The organism is Methylopila musalis (genome assembly GCF_042679725.1).
Classification (GTDB): domain Bacteria; phylum Pseudomonadota; class Alphaproteobacteria; order Rhizobiales; family Methylopilaceae; genus Methylopila; species Methylopila musalis.
The window spans coordinates 96,330-116,354 of record NZ_JBHTMX010000001.1 but is presented as its reverse complement, the minus strand read 5'-3'; the positions used below and the strand labels follow the sequence as shown (position 1 = coordinate 116,354).

Genomic DNA, 20,025 nt, shown 5'->3' with positions numbered 1-20,025 from the left:
GGGCGTAGAACGGTATCGCGCTCTGGCGTGCATATCGGATAAGGCGCGGCCATCGCCGCGCCCAGCCAGACCTCCAATCGGTTCATTTGGATGATCGTCGATACCGGCCCTTCCGGCGTGAGCCGACGTAGCATATGAGACCAGCCACCTTGAGCGCGGCGATGTCCCGACGCGCGGTTTTCAGGCTAACCGCCCACATTGCCACAATATCCCGTGCGTCACTTCGACCTGCCGCGACTCGGTCGAGAAACCAGTGCTGCCGCTCGTTGAGTTCGGCCCGATCAGGGACATTTATAGGGTCGCGTTCAGGGACACGTTCAGGGACATTTTTCCGCGCGCCCGTTGCCGATCGTCCCCCTGCGGCTTCCCCGGCGGCATAGGCTTCGCGCGCTCTGACCAGGGAAATGCGATCCACCGGCCCGGTCAGCGGGATGGCTGCCGGCCCATCAATCAGGCCGAGAACGAAGGCCCTGATGACTGGGGACGAGACCACCAGCCGCAGGAAATAGACGCTGTCTGGCCCGTGCTGGCCTGAGAGCCAGTGCTTGACGGTTCGCTCGCTTGCGTCCGTCTGGCGCATGAGCTGCTTAATCGCGCGGCGACTGTCGCCATGCTCTTTGCGTAGCAGCTCAGCGATGGTCCGCGCATAGACTTCGCGTCCGCCAAGAACGCCTGTCCATAGGGGTAATTTCCTGCCCGTTTTCGGCAACATCTTCCGTTTTCTCCGCGGCTAAACTGTTCCAGTGCGGAGTGACGGCAGAGGCCCGTCATGCGCTGCGGCGGTAGGTCGCCCGGACCGCCGCAGGCAAGTTCGTGAGGCGTAATGTGATGAGCCGAAGAGACTACGATAATGATCGGTCAGAGCAGCCCGAACGTCCTCTTCGGGCTGCCGAATACGTCCGCATGTCGACGGATCATCAGAAGTATTCGACGGAAAACCAATCCGACGCGATCAAGCACTATGCCGAGGCGCGCGGAATCGAGATCGTCTGTACCTACGCCGACGAAGGAAAGAGCGGGCTCAGCGTCGATGGTCGTGATGCGTTCAAGCGGCTGATCGCGGACGTCGTGGAAGGCCGCGCCGACTTTGAGATGATCCTCGTCTACGACGTGAGCCGCTGGGGGCGCTTCCAGGACACCGACGAAAGCGCCTACTACGAATATATCTGCAAGCGCGCCGGCGTTCGTGTCCAATACTGCGCCGAACAGTTCGAGAATGACGGAAGCCCGATCGCGGCCATCATCAAGGGCGTGAAGAGCGCCATGGCCGGGGAATATAGCCGTGAGCTTTCCGTCAAGGTTTTCGCCGGCCAGGGGCGCCTGATCGAGAAAGGGTATCGTCAGGGAGGCCCTGCGGGTTTTGGGCTACGGCGAACGCTCATCGATGAGCACGGCGCTATCAAGGGATGTCTTGAACGGGGCGAGCAGAAGAGTCTCCAGACTGACCGCGTGATCCTGACACTCGGCCCCGCCGAGGAAGTCGATCTGGTTCGCGAAATCTACCGGGCGTTCGTCCATCAAGGGTATAGCGAGAGCGAGATCGCGGCCGATCTCAACAGGCGGGGTATTTCCACCGACCTTGGGCGGCCCTGGACCAGGGGAACCGTCCATCAGATTCTCATCAACGAGAAATATGTCGGCGACAACGTATGGAACCGCCGCTCTTTCAAGCTGAAGAAGAAGCGCGTCCGGAACGATCCCGGTATGTGGATCAGGGCGCAGGATGCGTTTGCGGCCGTCATCGAACGCGAACTGTTCGAGGCGGCCAAGACCATCATCGGTGTGCGCTCCTTCCGGCTGAGCGACGAAGAGATGCTGCAATCTCTGAGGGCGCTTTATCAGCAAAAAGGTTTGCTCTCCGGCATCGTCATCGACGAATCCGATGGGATGCCGTCCAGCAGCGCCTACAGCTCCCGCTTTGGCAGCCTGCTTCGCGCCTACGGTCTCGTGGGCTTCACCCCGGATCGCGATTACCGCTACGTTGAAATCAACCGCGAACTGCGAAAGCTCCATCCCGGTATTCTTCGTGAGGTGCTCGACGGATTGCGGGCAACGGGCAGCGATGCCTGGCAGGATCTCGAGGCCGACCGGATAGTCGTCAACGGTGAGTTCAGCGTCTCGTTGGTGATCGCACGGTGCATCGAGACGCCGACGGGGCTCCTTCGGTGGAACCTGCACTTCGATACCTCGCTCGCGCCCGACATCACGATTGTCGCGCGGATGGATAGAGCCAATCGCGCGCCGTTCGACTTCTATCTGTTCCCCCGCATTGACATGCTCTCCGAAAAGCTGCGGCTAGGAGAGGAGAATGCGCTCGCGCTCGATGCCTACCGCTTCGACGACCTTGAGCTTCTCTATGACATCGCCGCGCCTGTTCCTCTTGGGGAGGCCGCCTGATGCCTGCTGTTCGACCGAACAAGATCGAAATGATCCCTATCTCCCGGATCACGGTTCTGAACCCTCGCGCACGCAACAAGCGCCAGCATCGGGAGATCGTGAACAACATCGAAGCCATCGGCTTGAAGAGGCCGATCACGGTGAGCCGCCGCGATGGCGCAGGCGGGCCGAGATATGATCTCGTCTGTGGTGAGGGCCGGTTGGAAGCCTTCCAGATGCTTGGTCAGACCGAGATTCCGGCCGTGGTGATCGAGGCCAGCGAAAGCGAGTGCCTCGTCATGAGCCTGGTCGAGAATATCGCCCGGCGCACGCCGCGGCCCATCGACCTCATGAAGGAGATCGGCGCGCTACGATCCCGTGGCTTCAACGATGCTGCCATCGCGGAGAAGATCGGTGTCGGGGCATCCTGGGTGAACATGATTGCGTCGCTACTCGAGCGTGGCGAGGAACGGCTGGTGTCCGCCGTCGAAACCGGGCTCATTCCGATCACCTTGGCAATGGAGATTTCCAAAGCCGAAACGGAAGAGGCTCAGAACCTGCTCCTCGACGCCTATGAGACCGGCAAGCTTCGGGGCAAGAAACTCGCCGCGGTTCGTCGTCTGCTGGAAATGCGGATGCGCAGCCAGCGCAAGGGTGGATTGCCTGTCGGGCGGTTGGGCCGAAAGGGCACCGGCGTCCGTCGGATGACGGCCGCCGATCTCATGCAGGTCTATCAGCGGGAGGCGGAAAAGCAGCGTCTGCTGGTCAAGAAGTCGGACTTCACCCAGACCCGGCTGCTGTTCGTCGTCGAGGCGCTGAAGGATCTGCTCGGCAATGACGGTTTCATCAATCTGTTGAGGGCGGAGGGGCTGGCGACCATGCCACGCGCGCTCAAGGTCCGTGTGTCGGGAGACGATCATGACTGAAGAACCGAAGGATCGGGATGACGGCCGTATCCATTTTGGCTTCGACCGCGATTTTCTGACGATCCCCGTTGCGGCGATCGTTCCGCTGAAGACGTTGCCGGCCGGCGCCAGGGAGAGCCGATCCTATTCGCAGGTGCTGAGTTCGATCAAAGCGATCGGCCTGATCGAAGCGCCCGTCGTCATGGCAGACGAAAAGAATGCCGGAACCTGGTTTCTCCTCGATGGTCATCTGCGGCTTGAGGCGCTGAAGGAACTCGGCATCTCCGAGGTCGAGTGCCTGCTTGCGGCTGACGACGACACCTACACCTACAACAAGCGCGTCAATCGCATCCCGCCGATCCAGGAGCATCGGATGATCGTGCGGGCAATGGACCGCGGCGTGTCATCGACCGACATTGCCACCGCATTGAACCTTCAGGTTGAGTCCGTGCTGCGGCGTTTCCGGCTCCTGGAAGGGATCAGCCCCGAGGCGGCCGAGATGCTGAAGGATACGCCCTGTTCGATGAAGGTGTTCGACATCCTGCGCCAGATGACGTCGGTCAGGCAGATCGAAGCCGCAGACCTGATGATCGGTCAGAACAACTTCACGGTCATGTTTGCGCGCGCGCTGCGTGCGGCGACGTCCGAGAACCAACTCGCCGCCACCCGCAAAGGAAAAGGGGGAGGCAAGCCAACGCCCTCGGGCCAGCAGATCGCCCGCATGGAACGCGAGTTGGCGGCGCTCCAGACCCAGGTGAAGTCGGTCGAGGAAACCTACGGCATCGACAATCTGCATCTGACCGTCGCCCGCGGCTATGTCGCCAAGCTGCTGGCGAACAACCGCGTGGTTCGCTGGCTGGCGACCCATCAACAGGACTATCTCAGCGAGTTTCAGAAGATCGCCGAGATCGACACGCTCGGCCCGATCGCGGAAACGCCGGGCGCCTGAGTCAGATATGGGGACCCGGACCCGATAAGCGCGGGGACCATGGGAGAAGCCGCACCGTGGGGCGGATCAAGCATGGTGGTGGGAATGGCGGCGAACCCGCATGAAGCCCACCAGGCTGGTCCACATATAGCCAGCCGCATGAGGGGGCGCTTGCCCCGCATGAGCAGGACGTGCGTGCCGGACGCGCCGGCCGGCACGCACGTTATTCATCGCGGTGCTTCTGTCGTGAGAATGCCGACAGATTGAGGGTCAATGCTTGCAGCGACCGCGTCGTTTCCACGTCGTGATGGGTCAGGAGATCGACAAGATCCTCCTGGTCTGGCTGCCCCAAAGCAAGGCGATAGAGCAGCCTCTGCGTCCTCAACTTTGCGAATCGATCAATATCGCGACTTTGGGGAAGCGCGAACAAATGTCGCTTCAGTTCCGCACCTTCCATCGCCCACCAAGGGCTGAGGCCGGTTTTGTCGTCCGCGAACGCCTTGTCGGCGTCGCGTGCGATGATGTCCCACGGCGACGATGCTTGGCCGCGTGCCTGCGCCAACGCTTGTTCACCCAGTTTTCGGGCGAGCGGTTGTCGGACAGTCAGTCCGCCGAAGCGCTGGACGCGGCCTTCTCGTTGCTCCAGGTCAACCGGGCTGGAACAAAGATCCCAGTGGCCCAGCCGATCGCACCAGCTATGGAAGTCGAGACCTTCCTGTCCGACAGAGGTCGTTGCCAGGACATGGGGCCAGAACGGCGTATTGAACGCGCTGCGGATTTCCTCAGAGCGCGCCGGTGGCGGTTCATTGACATCATGATCCTGCCGATGCGTCTCTGTCTCAGTGCCCCCAAACGGCACCGCAGCGTGACAGCGGATACGGATTTTGTCCTTTTTCTTCGCGCCCTTGAACCCGAAAGTGCCTACGTTCGCTGCCAGCGCCGCCGACAGATCCTCGATCAGTCCATCAGGATTGACCTTGGATTTGCGCAGCCAGAAATGTTCGTCGAGGACGGCTTCCAGGCAGCCATCAACGCACGCAGTCTGATATTTCTGTGTGGCGTCCTCACCGGGCAAGATCGACCAGAAAACGGGGCGATCCAGATAGGTGCGCAGCCTCGTCCAGCAGAAGCGCACAAGCCGCGCGAAATGCTGCTCCTGGTAATCGAAAAGCTCAGGAAGGTGGCGATAGAGTGCTCGGCCCGTCACGACGCCAGGGGCGCCGAGAGCCATATCCACCAGAGCGTCCAGCTCCCACCGGCTTAGCCAGGTGATCGCCTCGGCCTCTTGGCGCTGCTTGAGCAAGGTTTGAAGTGTTGCATCCTTCGGGGCGACCCGACCCCAGTTCTTCTGGACCGCCGCGAACTCCCGAGCCAGCGGCGCCTTTTGCGCGTGCTCAATGGCCGCGAGGATCGCCCACGCCGGTTTGCGCCGTCGGTTGCTTCGCGCATTCGGAGCCTCCGGCGCGATGGACGGGGGCAGCGCCTGAATGATTTGCTGCCGCGCCCTGGCCCGGATCTGCTTGATCGCAGCCTTGCCCTTCATATCTAGGGGATCGACAGCGCGGATCAGGAAAGGGCTCGGGTGAAACAGGGCGAGCGTGGGGCCTTGGTTCGGCTTCGGGTTCAGGTGGCGTTTCTTCCACGCGGCAGCGTAGGGAAGATTGCTTTTCGCCACGCATTTGCGCTCGACCTCAAGGCTGACAAGGGCTGCCAGGCTTTGCGGTGTGGCCCTGAACCGGCTGAAGATCAGCATCTTGGGCGATTGCGTTACCTTTGCCCATGGGCCGGAAGGCGCCCACCAAGTCAGCGACGGCAACACCCACGGGAGGGCAAGGGCCTCCGTTGGCACAAGGCCGTTGAGGGCACGGAGCTTGGCGCTTCCCCAACCCTCTTTGGGCGGCTTGAAGCAATTGGTGACTCCGAGCCGGGGGACGCTGCGCGTAGCCGGAAAATCTATGTCGCGAGAAATCTGGTATCGGTCCCCCAACGCTTGCGCAGGGAGTGGCACTGACAGCCAGTAGGCGATCGCGCTGCCTGCGAGCTTGGGCGACACATGGTCGGTGAAATGGCGATAGACGTCGAGATCGTGGGGCTCGATCCTTACGGACGGTGGCGCAGGCTCTCCGGCATGGTCGGAAACCGGACGCTCGGTCCGCGACATGAGTGGTGTGAGAAGCGCCTCGAGATGGTGCTTGAGCGCTTGCGCCTCTTCAATCGCCGCCGTGCGGCTATCGGGCGGCAGGTGGCCGATCAAATGCAACAGATCGCCAAAACGACGAAATTGGGATTCGGCTTCGGCGCGTACAGCCGACCCGCCCAGAAATTCGATAATCTCGAAAAATTCGACATGGGGGGCAGCCCCAGAGCCGCTTTCCCAGCGCTCGGCATAGAAACGGTAGGGTGTGGCGGACAGGAGGAGGATCGGCGGGGGCGTCCCGGCATCTGTTCCTGCCAGCAGTTGACGCGCCAGGGGATTATCGGCGCCTGCATTGAGCAGTTCGCGATAGCATTGGAACTCGTCGAAAATTACGAGATCGGGCGGGGCGGAATCTAGAGCGGCTTGAGCGAGCGCCTTCCGCATCCGGCCCAAGCTCTGACCATGTTTGCTCGTATCGATCGCGTGCAGAATGTTTTCGCGGGCCGGCTTGCCAAATTCCGCGCGCAACGCTCGGCCATAGGCCGCCTTGAAGAGGGCGGAGACATTGTCGAATTTGCCCTGAGCCTCTTCGCACGCCCATCGCCAGCCGGACGTTGCGCCATATTCGACATAGCCTTCAGGAAAGGCGGCGGTCAGGCCGGGGTATAGTTCGTCCAACAGGAGCTTGATGAACGCGCGCTCGACTGCCTTTCCGCCGTAGAGGCGCTGCGAGCTGGAGAATGATGTGGTCGGTGTAAAGGCATAAAGCCGCAGCTTTCCCTTGCGCTTTTCCTCGAACGGAATGAGACCGACGCGGTCGATGATGGAGAGTGCGTCCTTGGCTTCGTCCTTCTCGAGGAAGCGCAGCAGTTCGACCTTGTTCTGGTCCGCGACTTTGAGCCCGCTCGTAATATAATAGACGGTAAACTTGCGCGCTTTGCTCGCCAGCGCCGCAAGCGTGTCTCGGGCGACGACGGTTTTCCCGAGGCCGACTTCGTCCGCGACAAGGAACCGGCGCAGTGGGTTGCCTCCCGACAGGGCGACAGTTGCAGCCTTGACCGTCGCGGCCTGGAAGGGTTTCGATCTTGCGCTCATGAGGCAAGCCGGGTGCGCGCGATGGCCCAGATCTGAGCGAGTTCGTTCAAGTCAGCTCTCTCCGCTTCGCTCAGATTTTCGCCGTGGGCGAGAAGCGCATCCACATAGGGCGCAAAATGGCGATCGACCCGGCCGAAGGCTTTTCGGTCGCGTGCCCAAGCCGTGAGAATATCCTCCAATGTGAGGCGGTCATAACCCAGGCTTTGGGGGTGGTTGCCCCGCGATCCGACATCTTCATCCCATGCACCGCCACCGACCGGAAGCATGTCGCCGCCGAGCATCGCACGCATCCAGTCATGAAACGCGCGAAGTCCCATGTGGCTGGCCAGCGCGGCTAGATCCCGCTGCTCTTCGAGAGGCGGATCGACGGTGACGCGCTGCATCCATCGTAAAGCGCCGTCTGGGCCGCTTATCCGGACCTGAATGAAGGCAGACTGGAGTGACAACGGGATCGATCCAAGACCGAGGCTGAAGGCATCGGTCGGCCAAGGCAGCAGGTCGCCATTTGCAGATCCGGCGTGCAGCACATGGTCGGGGTAGGCGAGCGAAGGAACCGCCCGCGCGTCGAGAGAGAAGCATTCCCCGTCGCGGCGTAGAACCGGGTCCCAGGAGGCCATGAGCACCTTGCGCGACTCTTCCAGAGCATCGGCTGCACTTGTGCTGCGCAGGTCCGTGGCGGCGAGTTCCTCTATGGTGACAGGCGTCGCTTTACCGACCAGGAACGCCAGGCCGGAAGCGAACGCTTCGTCCGCCTCGAGTTCGACCATGATTTCCGAGTTGCGCCCCGACCACGCCCTTTCGGTCGCATTGGCGCTCCCGACCCTCAAGATGGTCTTCTCGCCTGAGTGGAAGCAGAAGATCTTCGCATGGAGCGCAAGGGGCGCCGGCTCCACATCATCTTCGGCCACAGGTTCGGTGCCGGGCAGAGCGAGCGTGGACTCGTCAGCAAGCACGTCGGGCGCCGCATAGGCCAGGATTTTCGAGAAACCCGTCAGCGAGGTTCTGGATCGGCTGGCTATTTCGGCAAGAGCCGGCATCGACGAAATCAGCGTCCTGGAACCAGCCGCCCCCCAGTTGCCCGCCTTTTTCAGAAAGTCGGGCGACAGGAACGGGCTGATGATCGTTATGCCATCGACCGCGCCGGATGGCGGCCCCGCTGGCAAGGGAACACCTTCATCCAGCCCATTGAGGAGGCCGCGTAGGCGAAAACCGTCTGGCGCATCCCACCAGATCGCCTCCAGTTGCTCCGAGATGTCATCGGCATCCTCGCGCGATGCGCAGCGTGCGAGAGTGCTCCCGAGAGCACCGACACCAGGGAGCCGAACCCGTCCCTTCGCGCGCTTTTCGCTGCCGTCCAGCAAAATGCCGGCGTCGAGATCCTGAGATCGCGTGAGGTTCCGGCTGCCAATCCAGAGCTTCCAGTGGGTTTTCCCTTTGGGGCAGTTATAGGCAACCAAAGCAATCTTCGGATGCCAGCTACGCTCGTGTTCATCGTAGGGTTGCTCAACGATGAACTGATCGAGGATGCCCGCGATCCGGGGGAGAGCAACCGGGCGCGCGATCCGCCCGCACTGGATGATGATCTTGACGTGATCGCGCAGCCTGTCGATCGCTTCGGCAAAATCGACGGCCGTTCCACTGCCCTTGTCATTGTTACGACCAATCAGGGCGAGCAACGCTGCGGCGACCGCAGACAGGTCGACCGAGTAGGTCGCGAACAACGCGAGCTTGACCGTCTCCAATCGCCCGGGCCGCAGTTCGTCGAGGTAGGGTTGGCCGTGCCAAGCTTGCCGATCGCTCATGCGGCAGCTTCCAGATCACGCAGGAGCCGTTTCACATTCCCCCAGCGATAATGGAGCGGCTCGGCGCGACCATGGCGCTCGCCTTGCCATTCCATGCGCCGATCGACGCCGAATTGGTTGCTGGCGAGACGCGCGCGATCATCCTTCCTGCTGACCTCCGCCCGCGCATACACGTCGAGCAGCGGCATCGGATCCTTGCTATTTGCCCGAACCCAGGCCGAAGTTTCTTGCAAAACGCCCTCAACCGCAGGCGGGAGGTGCCCGATTTCGGCGAGAAACAGGTCCATATCCAGCCGGGCGGCCATCCCGCCCCATTGCTCGACTGCGTCTTTCAGCGCGGCGCGGTGCAAATTTGGCTGTGGTCGCTTGTCGCGTGTTTCCTTGAGTGTCTCGACCTGAGCCGCATAAATTGCCCTTCCAATCGCGGACAGCGCCGCCGCCTGGCCGGCCCGCTTCAGCATGGCGGCCTCCTTACCGGCAAGTGCGAGAATTTCGCTGTCCCAGCAGTGATCGGCCTCGCCGAGAGGCTTTCCGACCAGCTTCGACAAGAGCGATGGCTCGCCCGGATCAGTCGGCGAGCGAACGGCGCGCAGCTTGGTTGCGAGAAAGATCTGCTCCGACGGCAAAAGGTCGAGTGTAAGCTTTCCTCCGCCATCCCAGTCGCCGGGGGCATCGATCAACCCCGAGATTGGCCAGGCCACTGTCTCGAAGGGCTTCCCGTCATCGTCATGCAGGGCGCGTTTGCCGGAGGCTGCCAGGAGCTTCGCCATATCCGGGCGGCTCCACGGCCGGCCATCGGGGCGGGCGCCGATCAGTCCCCATTTAGCGAGAGCCGTCCAATAGACATAGGCTGGCGGCTGGCTGATCACTCGGGGGAAGACTTCGCCTCCGATCACGCCATCTTTCTCACCGCCCACCCCATCGACATATTTGAGACGGCCGGTCAGCTCATGTTCGAGATCGGAGAAGGCTTGGCCAAAGTCCTTGGGGACAGGGCGCTTCGTCCGAAGGCTTTGGTAAAGCCAGGGGATGAGAAGCGCGTAGCGCAGCCGTGTGTGCAGAACCGACGTGCCGGGGAAGAAGTGGTCGGCATAGCGCTGGTGGACGATGAGGAATCCGACCTCATCGCGCACCCCCGCTGTGCCGCCGAACATCATCTGCTCAGCCTGGCCCAGCGCCTTGCGCGACAAAAAGGTAAACCCAAAAGATGACACGAAGCCTGCCCCCACAGCGTGATAAAAACTTACATCTCAAGAATATTGCCGATGCCCTACGGCATCATTCACTACCAATAATTTTCAACCTCATGGCGCGGGTTTCGAGCAAATAGGTCTCGACTCCGGCAAGCAGGTGCAAGCCTTCTTCACCGATTGCTTGCCGGGATAGTCCAGGTTGCACGATGCGGACGTCGAACTCGAAGCGGTGATCTTGCCACCCGACCTTGAGTTTCTTGATCGCGGCGGCTGAGCCTTGTTCAATCCGAGAGCTGAGAGCACGGTCCCGGCGCATCTTTTCGCGCCTCAACATGTGTTGAAGCATGCGGCCTGGCCGGTCGCGCCACCGAACAGACTTCTGAGCCTGGCCGCAAACCTCGTAGAGGTCACTGAGCCGCGCGCCTGGTGTATCCGCGCCCGAATACTTGCAGTGATACAGGGTCACGGAAACGACGCTGTCGGTTATTCGCAGCGCCACGACATCAGCGATCTCGCCTTTGCCATCATCGTCGAAGATCACATCATAGGGATCGGGGTCCGCCAACAGCGTGTCGATGACGAGACGTTGGACTGAGTCTGGGCGCTTGCTCGTGCCTTGCGACTCGACGCGGATATTGGCCTTCGACCAATCCCAGGCTTCGATCTTGTCGGACGGGTATGGCTCGATCGTTTCGCCTTCGGGCAGGGTGTAGAGATGGCTGTAGATGAGCAGCGAGCCATCGCCGAAGTCGATCTGTGGCGAATCCTCGCCGAAGGATTCCGAAAGCGTCTGCACCTTGCTGCCGATCTTGATCGTCGCCTTGGGGCCGGCGCGCTGGGGGTAGCGGGCATGCCCGTCGCTGAAGACGATCTCGAACTCGGCCGCGTGCTCATCGCTCCGCACGGCGAAGCGCAGCGGTCCCGAACGAGCGTTATCGAGCAACTCGATATCGCATTCCGCGAAGGTTACGGGCTCATCGCCGAACGAGATCTCGATCCGCTCCTCGAACTGCGTGATCAAAGATTCAGGCCAATGGATCGCCACGGGCGGAACAGCCGGGCGCTGGCTGATCTGGTGGGGGCGCATCGCGCTCTTGAAGACGCCGTCGGTCGTGATGCTGGGATCGTTCACCGTGCGGCCGACATCCTGACACCAGTCCACCCAGTCGGTCAGGTCATGGACCTTGGCGCTGGACCAGAACTTGCCCTTCGCCGAGCAGCCGCGTGAGGCCGGCACGCCGTCGAGAAAGCCGGTGGCGAAGATGTTGTTCTTGATCCGCGACTGGGATTTTGCGCTGTCGAGGCCGTCGGCGACGTCCACGCCCATATACATTGAATAGCGGACGCCGCGCCCCTGATGGTGGGTGAGGCCGAGGTTGCGCAGGATGAGCCGCTTGAAACCGTGGAGGCTGCGGAACACTTCCTCGCCTTCCACGCGGCGCGTCGTATCGCCGCAAACCGCCTTTGCCAGGCGGTCGAACGGTCCCTTGGCGGAACTGCTGATATAGAGCAGGCCACTGGCCTGATCCCAGTGGAGCATGTGCAGATCCCAGGTGACGTTCACTGCCTGCTGCGCCGAGGTCCAGCGCGCCTGTTCCTCCGCCCGAGTCACGAAGATCGCGACCCGTTGATGCGGGTTCAGTTTCATGCCGAGATAGACGCCGGGATTGTAGAGTTCCTCCGCGCGGAACGGATCCCAGGCGTCACAGGACGTTCGGTAGAGGACCGCGTTCATTTTCGGCTCGAGGGTCTGGAGCGGAATGTCGCTTAGATCCCCCGAAAAGCCTTTGAACATCTCGGCGCGGCGAACCTGCCGTTCGATCTTTGCCGAACTGAGCGCCTCCACCAGCGCGTTCCAGTCGGCGTCCTCGGCGTAGAGCTTGGCCAGCGCGCGATCGACATCGTCGATGCCGGTATTGGCGATCACCGTCGCATCACCCAGGGTCGGATCCTGGCGGGTGAAGCGGCCGACGAACTGGATCGTCACCGCCGCGCTCTTGTGATGATCGTGCAATGCAGCGATCTTCAGCTCGGGCAGGTCGAAGCCCTCGCCGAGCATATCGACGCATACGATGATCCGGCTCTCAAAGCGGCGTAACGCTGCCAGATTTTCGCGCCGCTCCTTCAGCGATTGCTGGCTGTGGACGATGACAGGCCGGTAGTCCGGATAGGCCGCCGCATAGAGGCTATGCAGGTGTTTGGCGCGTTCGATGGTGCTGCAACGGGCCATCGCCAGATGGTTGAGGCCGGCGTCGAGGTCTGAGGCGAGCACTTCGCCGAGCTTGTCGATGATCGCCTTGTCGGCGTCGGCTTGATCCAGCCCGAATACGGCCTCGAAGCGGATCGGCTTGAAATAGCCTTCCTGCTGCGCCTTCTTCAGCGGGTAGGTGTAGATGAACTCCCCATCGACGCGGCCACCATCCTCACGAAACGGAGTGGCGGTGAACTGGATCACCGGAATGGGCGGCTCGTGCTCGGCGAAGAGCCCGCGAAAGGACTTCCACGTCCGTGCCCCTATGTGATGCGCCTCGTCGATAAAAAGTGCGGAGGCACGGGCCGCCATCCGTTCCTGCACCGGCGCTTCGGCGCGGCCCGCGATCTGCATCGTGGTAACGACGACATTGGCGCTGTCGAAGATTTCATCGACTTCGGCTTCGCTCGCCGGAATGTGCGAGAGCCGCATGACCAACGGAAAGGCTGCGGTCTCATCGAGACATTTCTGCTGCTTCAGGACGCCGAAGGTCTCGAACTTGCCCGCGATCTGCTCGCGTAGAGCATCGGTGGGGACCACCACCAGCAGGCGCTCGAACCGCCGGTTGGCGTTGAGCGCCAGCATAGTCTCGGTCTTGCCCGTACCCGTCGGCATGACGATGGTGGCCGGGTCCGTCGATCGCGTCGCATGGGCAAGAGCGGCATGAAGCGCGCCGATCTGGGGCCGCCGCAAGCCAGGCTGCGCCGGCACACCATCGGCCGCAGCCCGTCCTTCGCGCAAATGAATGGCGTCGATCCAGGAGGCAGAAACCGCCTGGAGCCGCTCGACGCGCGCGGAACGATCCAGCGTGTCGATGCCGATCGGCAAAGCATTCATCCACCGGCCTGCACCCAGTTCGAGTGCTTCGACGATCTGTTCCGGCTCCGTTGCCCCGGACACGAGCAGAATGAGATCGGCCTCCAGCGGCGTGGCCGTCTTTGCGCTGATGACCTTCAGAATTTCGCCGGATTCCAGGGTCGTCTCGTAACCATTGACGCGGCGGATGGCGAAGGGACGGAGCCGGCAACGCACCCGGCGCGCAGGAACGGCCAACTGACGAACCGGGCTCCCCAGCACCTTGCCATCGATGGCAAGCCGAGCCGGCAAGAGCAGTTCGACCTCGGGATTGAAAAGGTCGTCCTGGTTGGGGCCGTTGGAGCGCGTGCGGGAGGCCATCGGGTCGCCTTCCGTCAGGCCGACACGGTCTGCGGCGAAGGCGAGACGGCAATCACCGTTCCTCGCGTCATCAGCACGATCAGTCCGCGCTCCGCGCCCGTCATGTTCAGATAGGCGCGCACCTGCGCATGATAGTGATCGAGCGTCTGAGCGTCGGGGTTCACGTCGCTTTTCCAGTCGACCACCACGACTGGCTGGCCATCTTCTCCAACTGTGAGCGCGTCGGCGATCCCGGCCGTCGCGGTTTCCAAGCCGTCATTCGCCTGGGCGGCATAGACGGGGAATTCGGCCAGGAGACCGGGTCGCAAGGCCGCGATGTCAGGCAGGGCCAGAGTGCGAGCGACACAGGCCGCCAGTTCGTCGGCCGACAGTCCTGTGGCTGGATCGGAGACAGGCGATCGTCCCATCGAGCGGATGAGATCGGCCGCCCGCTCAATCAGTGCCGCCTCGGCTTCCGGGGTTTCCCCGGTCAGCACCTCTTCTATGAGCTTGTGGAGGATCAGCCCGCGCTCCCTGCCTCCTTGCACCGGGGCGACGACTTCCAGTTCGGGGGGCTGGTCGTCAGCCGAGCCGGTCCAGAGGGACGCCTCCTCTTCCCGGAGCACGGCCCCGGCGGCGTTTTCATCGCGGCTGGGTGCAAGCCAGGTCAGCCGCGTCTGGGCAGCAGCGATGATTTCAGCTTCGGCGGCGAAGATCGCGCGTGTCTGGGCGTTGTCCACTCCCGCGCGCGCGGCCGTGAGGCTGGCGGGCAGATGCGCGACATCGAGGCCGGGAAGGTCGCCGAGCGATAGATCGACGAGACCGATCCATGCCGATTTCGACGGCGTGGTGTCGAGACGGGGGAGGACGAGAAGCTCGCGGGCGCGGGTGGCCGCGACATACCAGAGCCGGATGCGTTCGCGGTCCAGCTCTTCCTTTTCCGCCTGGCGCGCCTCGTCATAGCCTTCGGGCGGGACGCCCAGGACCGGGCAATAGAAGGTCTCGGTCTGGCGATCGAGGACGGCGCTTTCGGGCGCCATCACGCCGGTCATGGTGTTGATCGGAATGACGATTGGCCATTCCAGCCCCTTGGCCGCGTGCATGGTGAAGAGCGCAACCGCTTCCTCCTGTGCATCGGGTCGTCCCTCGACGGCGCGGGCCTCGTCGGACCACGCCGTCGCCATGGCCTCGGCAAAGGCACGCAGACCGCGCACGGCGTAGCCGGTCGACAGGCTGAGATAGAGATCGACGTTAGCGAGCGCGCGCTCGGCCTGGCCACGATGCCGTTCGAGGAGAAGCGGACGGATGCGCATCACGTCCACCGCCTGCGAAAGTAATTCGTGCGGGGTCGTGCTGTTGCCGCGCCGGGAGAGCGATTGCAGCCGTTCGATGACCTCGCGCGCGAGCGGGTGTGCGATGACGGCCGGGTCGATGCCGAGATCTAGGCGTGGAATTCGGTCAGGCTGGTCTTCCGAGCGGGGAAGCCCCCAGATGATGTCGAGCAGCTCTTCCTCGGACAGGCCGACCAGAGGCCCGCGCAGCAACGCGCCGAGCGCGAGCGTGTCTCGGCGATCGGCCAGGACGCGGGTCAGCGCGATCAGGTCCTGGACTTCCTGGCGGCGGAACAACCCCTTGCCGGCCTGGGTCGCCACGGGAATGCCGCGCCGCTCCAGAGCTTCCTCATAGCGCCACAGCTCCGCGCCGGTCGGCGCCAGCAAGGCGATGACACCTGGCTGGCAGGGGCGCTCCGCGCCGCTGCGGCGGTCGATGATGGGCTGGCTTTCGATCAGCCGGGCGCAAAGCTCGGCGATGGCGTCGGCTTCGGCGTCGCGTTGCTGTTCGGCGCTGGCCTTGCCGTTTTCGTCGGCCACCGCGATGTCGAGGGCGGCTACGCAAACGTCGCCCCGGTCATCGTGGAACGGGTCGAGCGCGGCGAAACCCGGCTGTCCATCGGCCGAAAGGACTGCCTCGAAGCGCTCGTTGACGAAGGTGAGGATCGAGGCGCAGGAGCGGAAATTGGTCGAGATCGATAGAAGGCTGTCGGCGTCCTGGGCGCGGAAGGCGTCGCGCGCCTGGACATAGGCTCCGACATCGGCGCCTCGAAAGCGATAGATCGCCTGCTTGGGATCGCCCACCAGGAAGAGCGCACCGGGCCGGATTTGGAACCGCGTCCAATCGTCATCGCCATCGACCGGCTCGCCGCACAGACGCCAGAAAATCTCGGTTTGCAGGGGATCTGTGTCCTGGAACTCATCAACGAGGACATGGGCGAAACGCTTTCCCAGCGCCCGGCGCACGGCATCGTGATCGCGCAGCAAGGCGCGCGCGGCGAAAATCAGATCGTCGAAATCGAGCTGGGCGCTGGCGCGCTTGTGGTCGCGATAGCGTTGCAGGATGGGATGCGCCTCGTCGATCAGCGCTGAGAGGGCATGGCCGGCGGCGGCCTGCACAAGCGCGGCCCAGGCATCGCAGCAGGTGGTGTAGTGGATCTCGGCCGCGTCGTTCAGCCGATCGCCGTCGGCCTTGGAAAGACCGGCCTGTTTGGCGGTTGCGGCCCATTTTCCCTTCTTGCGATAGGAAGCGAAGGTGCCGGATTTGGTACAAAGGTCCGGGTGGGGCCGCGAGGTCAGGAGCTGGACTAGGCCCGCAGGCGTCGCCGCGTCGGGCGCGGTCGCCAGGGCTGCGGCCATTCCGGCCAGCCGCTCGACGATCGCCACCGTTTCCGGCTCTGCCGCCGCCGTGCCATCCATGAAGCTGGCAAAATCCGCCGCAGCCTGCCGGAACGCTGTCAGGTGGCCGTCAAGCGGAGAGACGGCCGGGGCCGCCAGCGTGGGACGGCGGCGCAGGTTCTCCGCGATCTTATGGATCAGCGCCACCGTCTCGCCGGGGCTATGCAGCACCATCTCGGCCAGGATGCCGCCTTGTCCGCCAGACAGGCGCTCGCGCAACCAGCCATCGACAATCTCAAGGAAAGTGAGATCGGCCTGGTTGCGATCCATCACGCCGGCGCCGGGGTCGATGTCCGCCTCCGCCGGATAGGGCTTGATGAGGCGCTGGCAAAACCCGTGGATGGTCGAGCAGGTGATTTCGTCGATCGCAGCACTGGCGGCGGTGAGATTGCGGCGATGGGCCTCCGACAGGCCATTGGGCAGCGCCACGCGCAGTTCAGTCGCGATGACGCCGGCCGAAAGGTCGGCGACGAACTCGCGGACACGCGAGAGCAATTCGCTTGCGGCGAGTTCGGTGAAGGTGACGGCGGCGATGGCGCGCGGGGAGACGCCTTCGGCGAGCATGGCGGCGATGCGCCCGGCCATGACGGCAGTCTTGCCTGAACCCGCGCCGGCCTCGACCAGGATGGAGCGATCATGAAGGCTGATCGCATGGCGACGCGCACCGTCGTCGTTCAGCACTTTGGACAGGTTGCTCATCATTCCGCCTCCCAGACCTGAGTGACTTCTCCGAACCGCTCCGCGGCGGCCGGCATCTTGCGTTTGCAGTAGGTGGCGCTGGCGTTGGCCGGCAGGGCGAAGGCGAGGTCGTCGTAGTCGCCGCCGGTATCCGGTCCAGGCAGGGCCGCGCCGCTGGCGAGACTTGCTCGCGCCGCGCGCAGATAGCCGGTGATCTCCGTGAGCACGGCCTCGGGATCGTCGAGCTGGAGATCGACGGGATCGCGCGGATAGAGCAGCGAGGCGCTGATCGTGACGTCATCACCGAGCAGCGCCTTGACCGCGAACGCATAGAGGCAGCGCTGAAGCTCGCGTCCGCCGTTCAATCGGATGTCGCCGCGCGGCGGGCGTCCAGTCTTATAGTCGCGCACGAGGGCGCGTTTGCCATCGCCCGCGATGTCGAGCCGGTCGATGTAGCCGGCGATATTGAAGCCGGCATCGGGAATCGTGACCGGCGCGCTCGCATCCCAGGGCGTTTCCGCATCGGATTTCGGAGGCGAGCCGCCGAAGGGAACCTCGCCGTAGGAACGCGCGCCTGGCAGAAGGTCATCGCCATAGGACAGAGCCCGGCTGGCCAGCGCGCGGGCGTCGTCGAGGGTGCGGCCCCAGATGACCGCTGGCGGAACCGGGCGCTCGCTCTCCCAGTCGGCGGCGACGGCTTGCGCGGCCCGCGCCACGGCGGCTTCGATGGTCTGTGCGTCGGCTGCGGCGAGGCTGCCTCCGGTTTCGAGGTCGCGCAGGGCTTGGTCGAGCACGAGGTGGACAAGATCGCCGATCCCGAGCGCGTCGAGCACGAGCGGTTCGGCGCTGCTCTGGGGTTCGCGCCATCCGAACGCATAGACCCACACGAAGCTGAGAGGATTGCGCAGCAATCGGCGCAGCGAACTCGCGGACTGGGTCCGACCGAGAATGGCGAGGACGAGCGGGTGGTCCGCCCGGATTAGGCCATCGTGGGAGGTGATCTCCACCTGCCGCCAGTCACACCAGCAGCCTTGCGCGCTGACGGCTTGCGGATCGGCGACGAATTCCTCGGGTCGGGCCATCAGGCGGTCGGTCTCGCTGAAGGCGTGCGCTGGCGTCGCGTTGCGGCGCAGATAGGTCTCCTCGCCATGTCCGGCGAGCAGAGGGCTGCGACCCAGGAGGCGCCCGTCGCTGTCGCGCCGTGCGCGCGAGAGGACGACGGTGCCGCCTGTCGTGGTGAGGATCGTCTCGAAATCGCGCCGGTCGGCGAGATTGACCGGCAGCGGATCAAGCACCTGTGTCGGGATGATATGGTCGGGGATCAGCCGGTCTTCGGCGATCCCGCGCGGCCAGCGGGACGAATTGAGGCCAAGCAGCCGAACGAAGCGGCGTGGCGACGCCGCCAGCGCACTGGCCGGCATCCAGGCGATGCACACGCAGGCTTCCAGTCCATCGTCCTGTTTCAGGGTCTCGAGCGTCGCATCGACCGAGGCGGCGGGGCCGGCGAGCAGCGCCTTGCGCCAGATCGCGAGGGCTCGGCCCTTGAGGAAGGCTTCTCCGATCTCGCCGGCGGCCTCTGGTCCTTTCGCCAGCGTCTCGACCGCCAGGCGCAAAGCCGGGGTATGGTCGGCGCCATCGGGCCAGTCCTCTGTCGCCAACCGGCCAAGCAGGCGGTTCCAGGCGCTGGGCGTCGAGAGCGGTGCATCGCTTGGCAGGACACGCAGCCAGCCTTCGGGCAGCGATGCGAAAGGTCCGCTGTCCCGGCAGAGCGCCGCGAGCCGCCGCAACCGCGACTGTGACAGACCGCGGACCACGATGTCGGCCAGCGCCGCCGCAGCCTGACCGTCGCGGGTGCTGACGGTGCGGACGCCGTGGACGAAGTGCAGGTCGATATTGGCGTCAGCGCGCAAAGCCAGGAAATGATCGTCATAGTCGGCTGGCGAGGCGGTCGCGATGGCGATCTCCGAGGGGGCAACGCCCGAAGCGAGCAGGCCTCGCGCCCAGCGCATCGCCTCAATGGCCTCGTGATAGGCCGTCGCCGCGCTGACGGCGTTGATCCCCGGCGCTTGCGCCGGTGCGCGTGAGATCGTGACGCCCGTATCGTCCAGCCATGCGGGAACGCTCCTCGGGCCGGCCGTCCACTGCACGGGGATATGGGCGGTGAGCGCCTGAAGCAGCGGCCGCCAGCACGGCGAGAGTTCGGTGAGCCCGACGATCTCCATCGGACCAAGGACCGCTGGTGCATGGGTGAGGCGCTCAATCGCGGCGGCGGCGATGTCGAGTGGCCGCAGCATACCGGACGGAAGCAGGTCGAGGACGGCCGCCTCCAGTCGTGCGATGGCGGCGAGGCGTGGATGGTCATCGGCCGCACGTGCGGCAAGGTCGATACCTGCGCGCCAGGCTTTGTGCAGCGTGTCAGCCGCTGCATCGATCATGCCGGGCAGCGTCTTGATGCTCTCCAGTTCGCCCATCGGCGTGGCGGACAGGGCCGTCTGGATGGCCGAACGCAGACTCTCGTCATCGATCGGGCGGGCAAAACCGCCGGCCAGCCGGACGGCGGCCTGTTCGAAGGACATGATCTGGAGGCCGTGCCGGCCAGCGCGCCCCGCCGCGAGGCGGCTCTCCCGCATGGCGAGGCGGCCGTGAACGACCAAGGTGGATCGATGCGCGATGGTCATGGCCGTCCTCCTTCCGGGTTTTGCTTGGGGTTGCGCGCCGCGCCAGAGGTCCGATCCATCAAGCTGTGCCGCTGCACGCTTTGCACCGATGGTTGTGA

Annotated in this window: 10 protein-coding genes; 3 read left to right on the top strand and 7 right to left on the bottom strand. The window is 63.8% G+C overall.

Annotated features, from left to right (window positions below; all coding sequences use genetic code 11):
- Positions 1-82: 82 nt before the first annotated feature.
- On the bottom strand, positions 83-712 hold the full coding sequence (locus tag ACFQ4O_RS00495) for a hypothetical protein (protein WP_082064470.1): 630 nt from the start codon (positions 710-712) through the stop codon (positions 83-85).
- Between the two features lie 191 nt (positions 713-903).
- Between ACFQ4O_RS00495 and ACFQ4O_RS00490 the strand changes: the two genes are divergently transcribed.
- The 3 genes from ACFQ4O_RS00490 to ACFQ4O_RS00480 are packed head-to-tail and all read left to right on the top strand — an operon-like array spanning position 904 to position 4,230.
- On the top strand, positions 904-2,397 hold the full coding sequence (locus tag ACFQ4O_RS00490; protein WP_378773618.1) for a recombinase family protein: 1,494 nt from the start codon (positions 904-906) through the stop codon (positions 2,395-2,397).
- A complete protein-coding gene (locus ACFQ4O_RS00485) occupies positions 2,397-3,302 on the top strand; it encodes a plasmid partitioning protein RepB C-terminal domain-containing protein (RefSeq protein WP_288804243.1) in 906 nt (301 codons plus the stop codon). Before ACFQ4O_RS00490 ends, ACFQ4O_RS00485 begins: the two co-directional genes overlap by 1 nt.
- Positions 3,295-4,230 (top strand): plasmid partitioning protein RepB C-terminal domain-containing protein, encoded by a 936-nt coding sequence (locus tag ACFQ4O_RS00480; protein WP_378773617.1) that lies wholly within the window; start codon positions 3,295-3,297, stop codon positions 4,228-4,230. Before ACFQ4O_RS00485 ends, ACFQ4O_RS00480 begins: the two co-directional genes overlap by 8 nt.
- 202 nt (positions 4,231-4,432) lie before the next feature.
- On the opposite strand, the gene ACFQ4O_RS00475 is transcribed toward ACFQ4O_RS00480, so the two are convergent.
- The 6 genes from ACFQ4O_RS00475 to ACFQ4O_RS00450 form a co-directional block, all read right to left on the bottom strand.
- Positions 4,433-7,441 carry a helicase gene (locus tag ACFQ4O_RS00475; RefSeq protein ID WP_378773615.1) on the bottom strand — a complete coding sequence of 1,003 codons (3,009 nt, stop codon included), beginning with the start codon at positions 7,439-7,441 and terminating at the stop codon, positions 4,433-4,435.
- The gene (locus tag ACFQ4O_RS00470) at positions 7,438-9,243 is read right to left on the bottom strand and encodes a phospholipase D family protein (protein ID WP_378773614.1); all 1,806 of its coding nucleotides are present in this window, start codon (positions 9,241-9,243) and stop codon (positions 7,438-7,440) included. The genes ACFQ4O_RS00475 and ACFQ4O_RS00470 overlap by 4 nt, the downstream gene beginning before the upstream one ends.
- Positions 9,240-10,433 (bottom strand): DUF6361 family protein, encoded by a 1,194-nt coding sequence (locus ACFQ4O_RS00465; RefSeq protein WP_378773612.1) that lies wholly within the window; start codon positions 10,431-10,433, stop codon positions 9,240-9,242. The genes ACFQ4O_RS00470 and ACFQ4O_RS00465 overlap by 4 nt, the downstream gene beginning before the upstream one ends.
- Positions 10,434-10,521: 88 nt before the next feature.
- Entirely contained in the window at positions 10,522-13,863 is a 3,342-nt protein-coding gene (locus ACFQ4O_RS00460) for a DEAD/DEAH box helicase (RefSeq protein WP_378773610.1), read from the bottom strand.
- 14 nt (positions 13,864-13,877) lie between these two features.
- Entirely contained in the window at positions 13,878-17,270 is a 3,393-nt protein-coding gene (locus ACFQ4O_RS00455; protein ID WP_378773609.1) for a UvrD-helicase domain-containing protein, read from the bottom strand.
- Entirely contained in the window at positions 17,270-19,927 is a 2,658-nt protein-coding gene (locus ACFQ4O_RS00450) for a PD-(D/E)XK nuclease family protein (RefSeq protein ID WP_378773607.1), read from the bottom strand. The genes ACFQ4O_RS00455 and ACFQ4O_RS00450 overlap by 1 nt, the downstream gene beginning before the upstream one ends.
- Positions 19,928-20,025 lie beyond the last annotated feature (98 nt).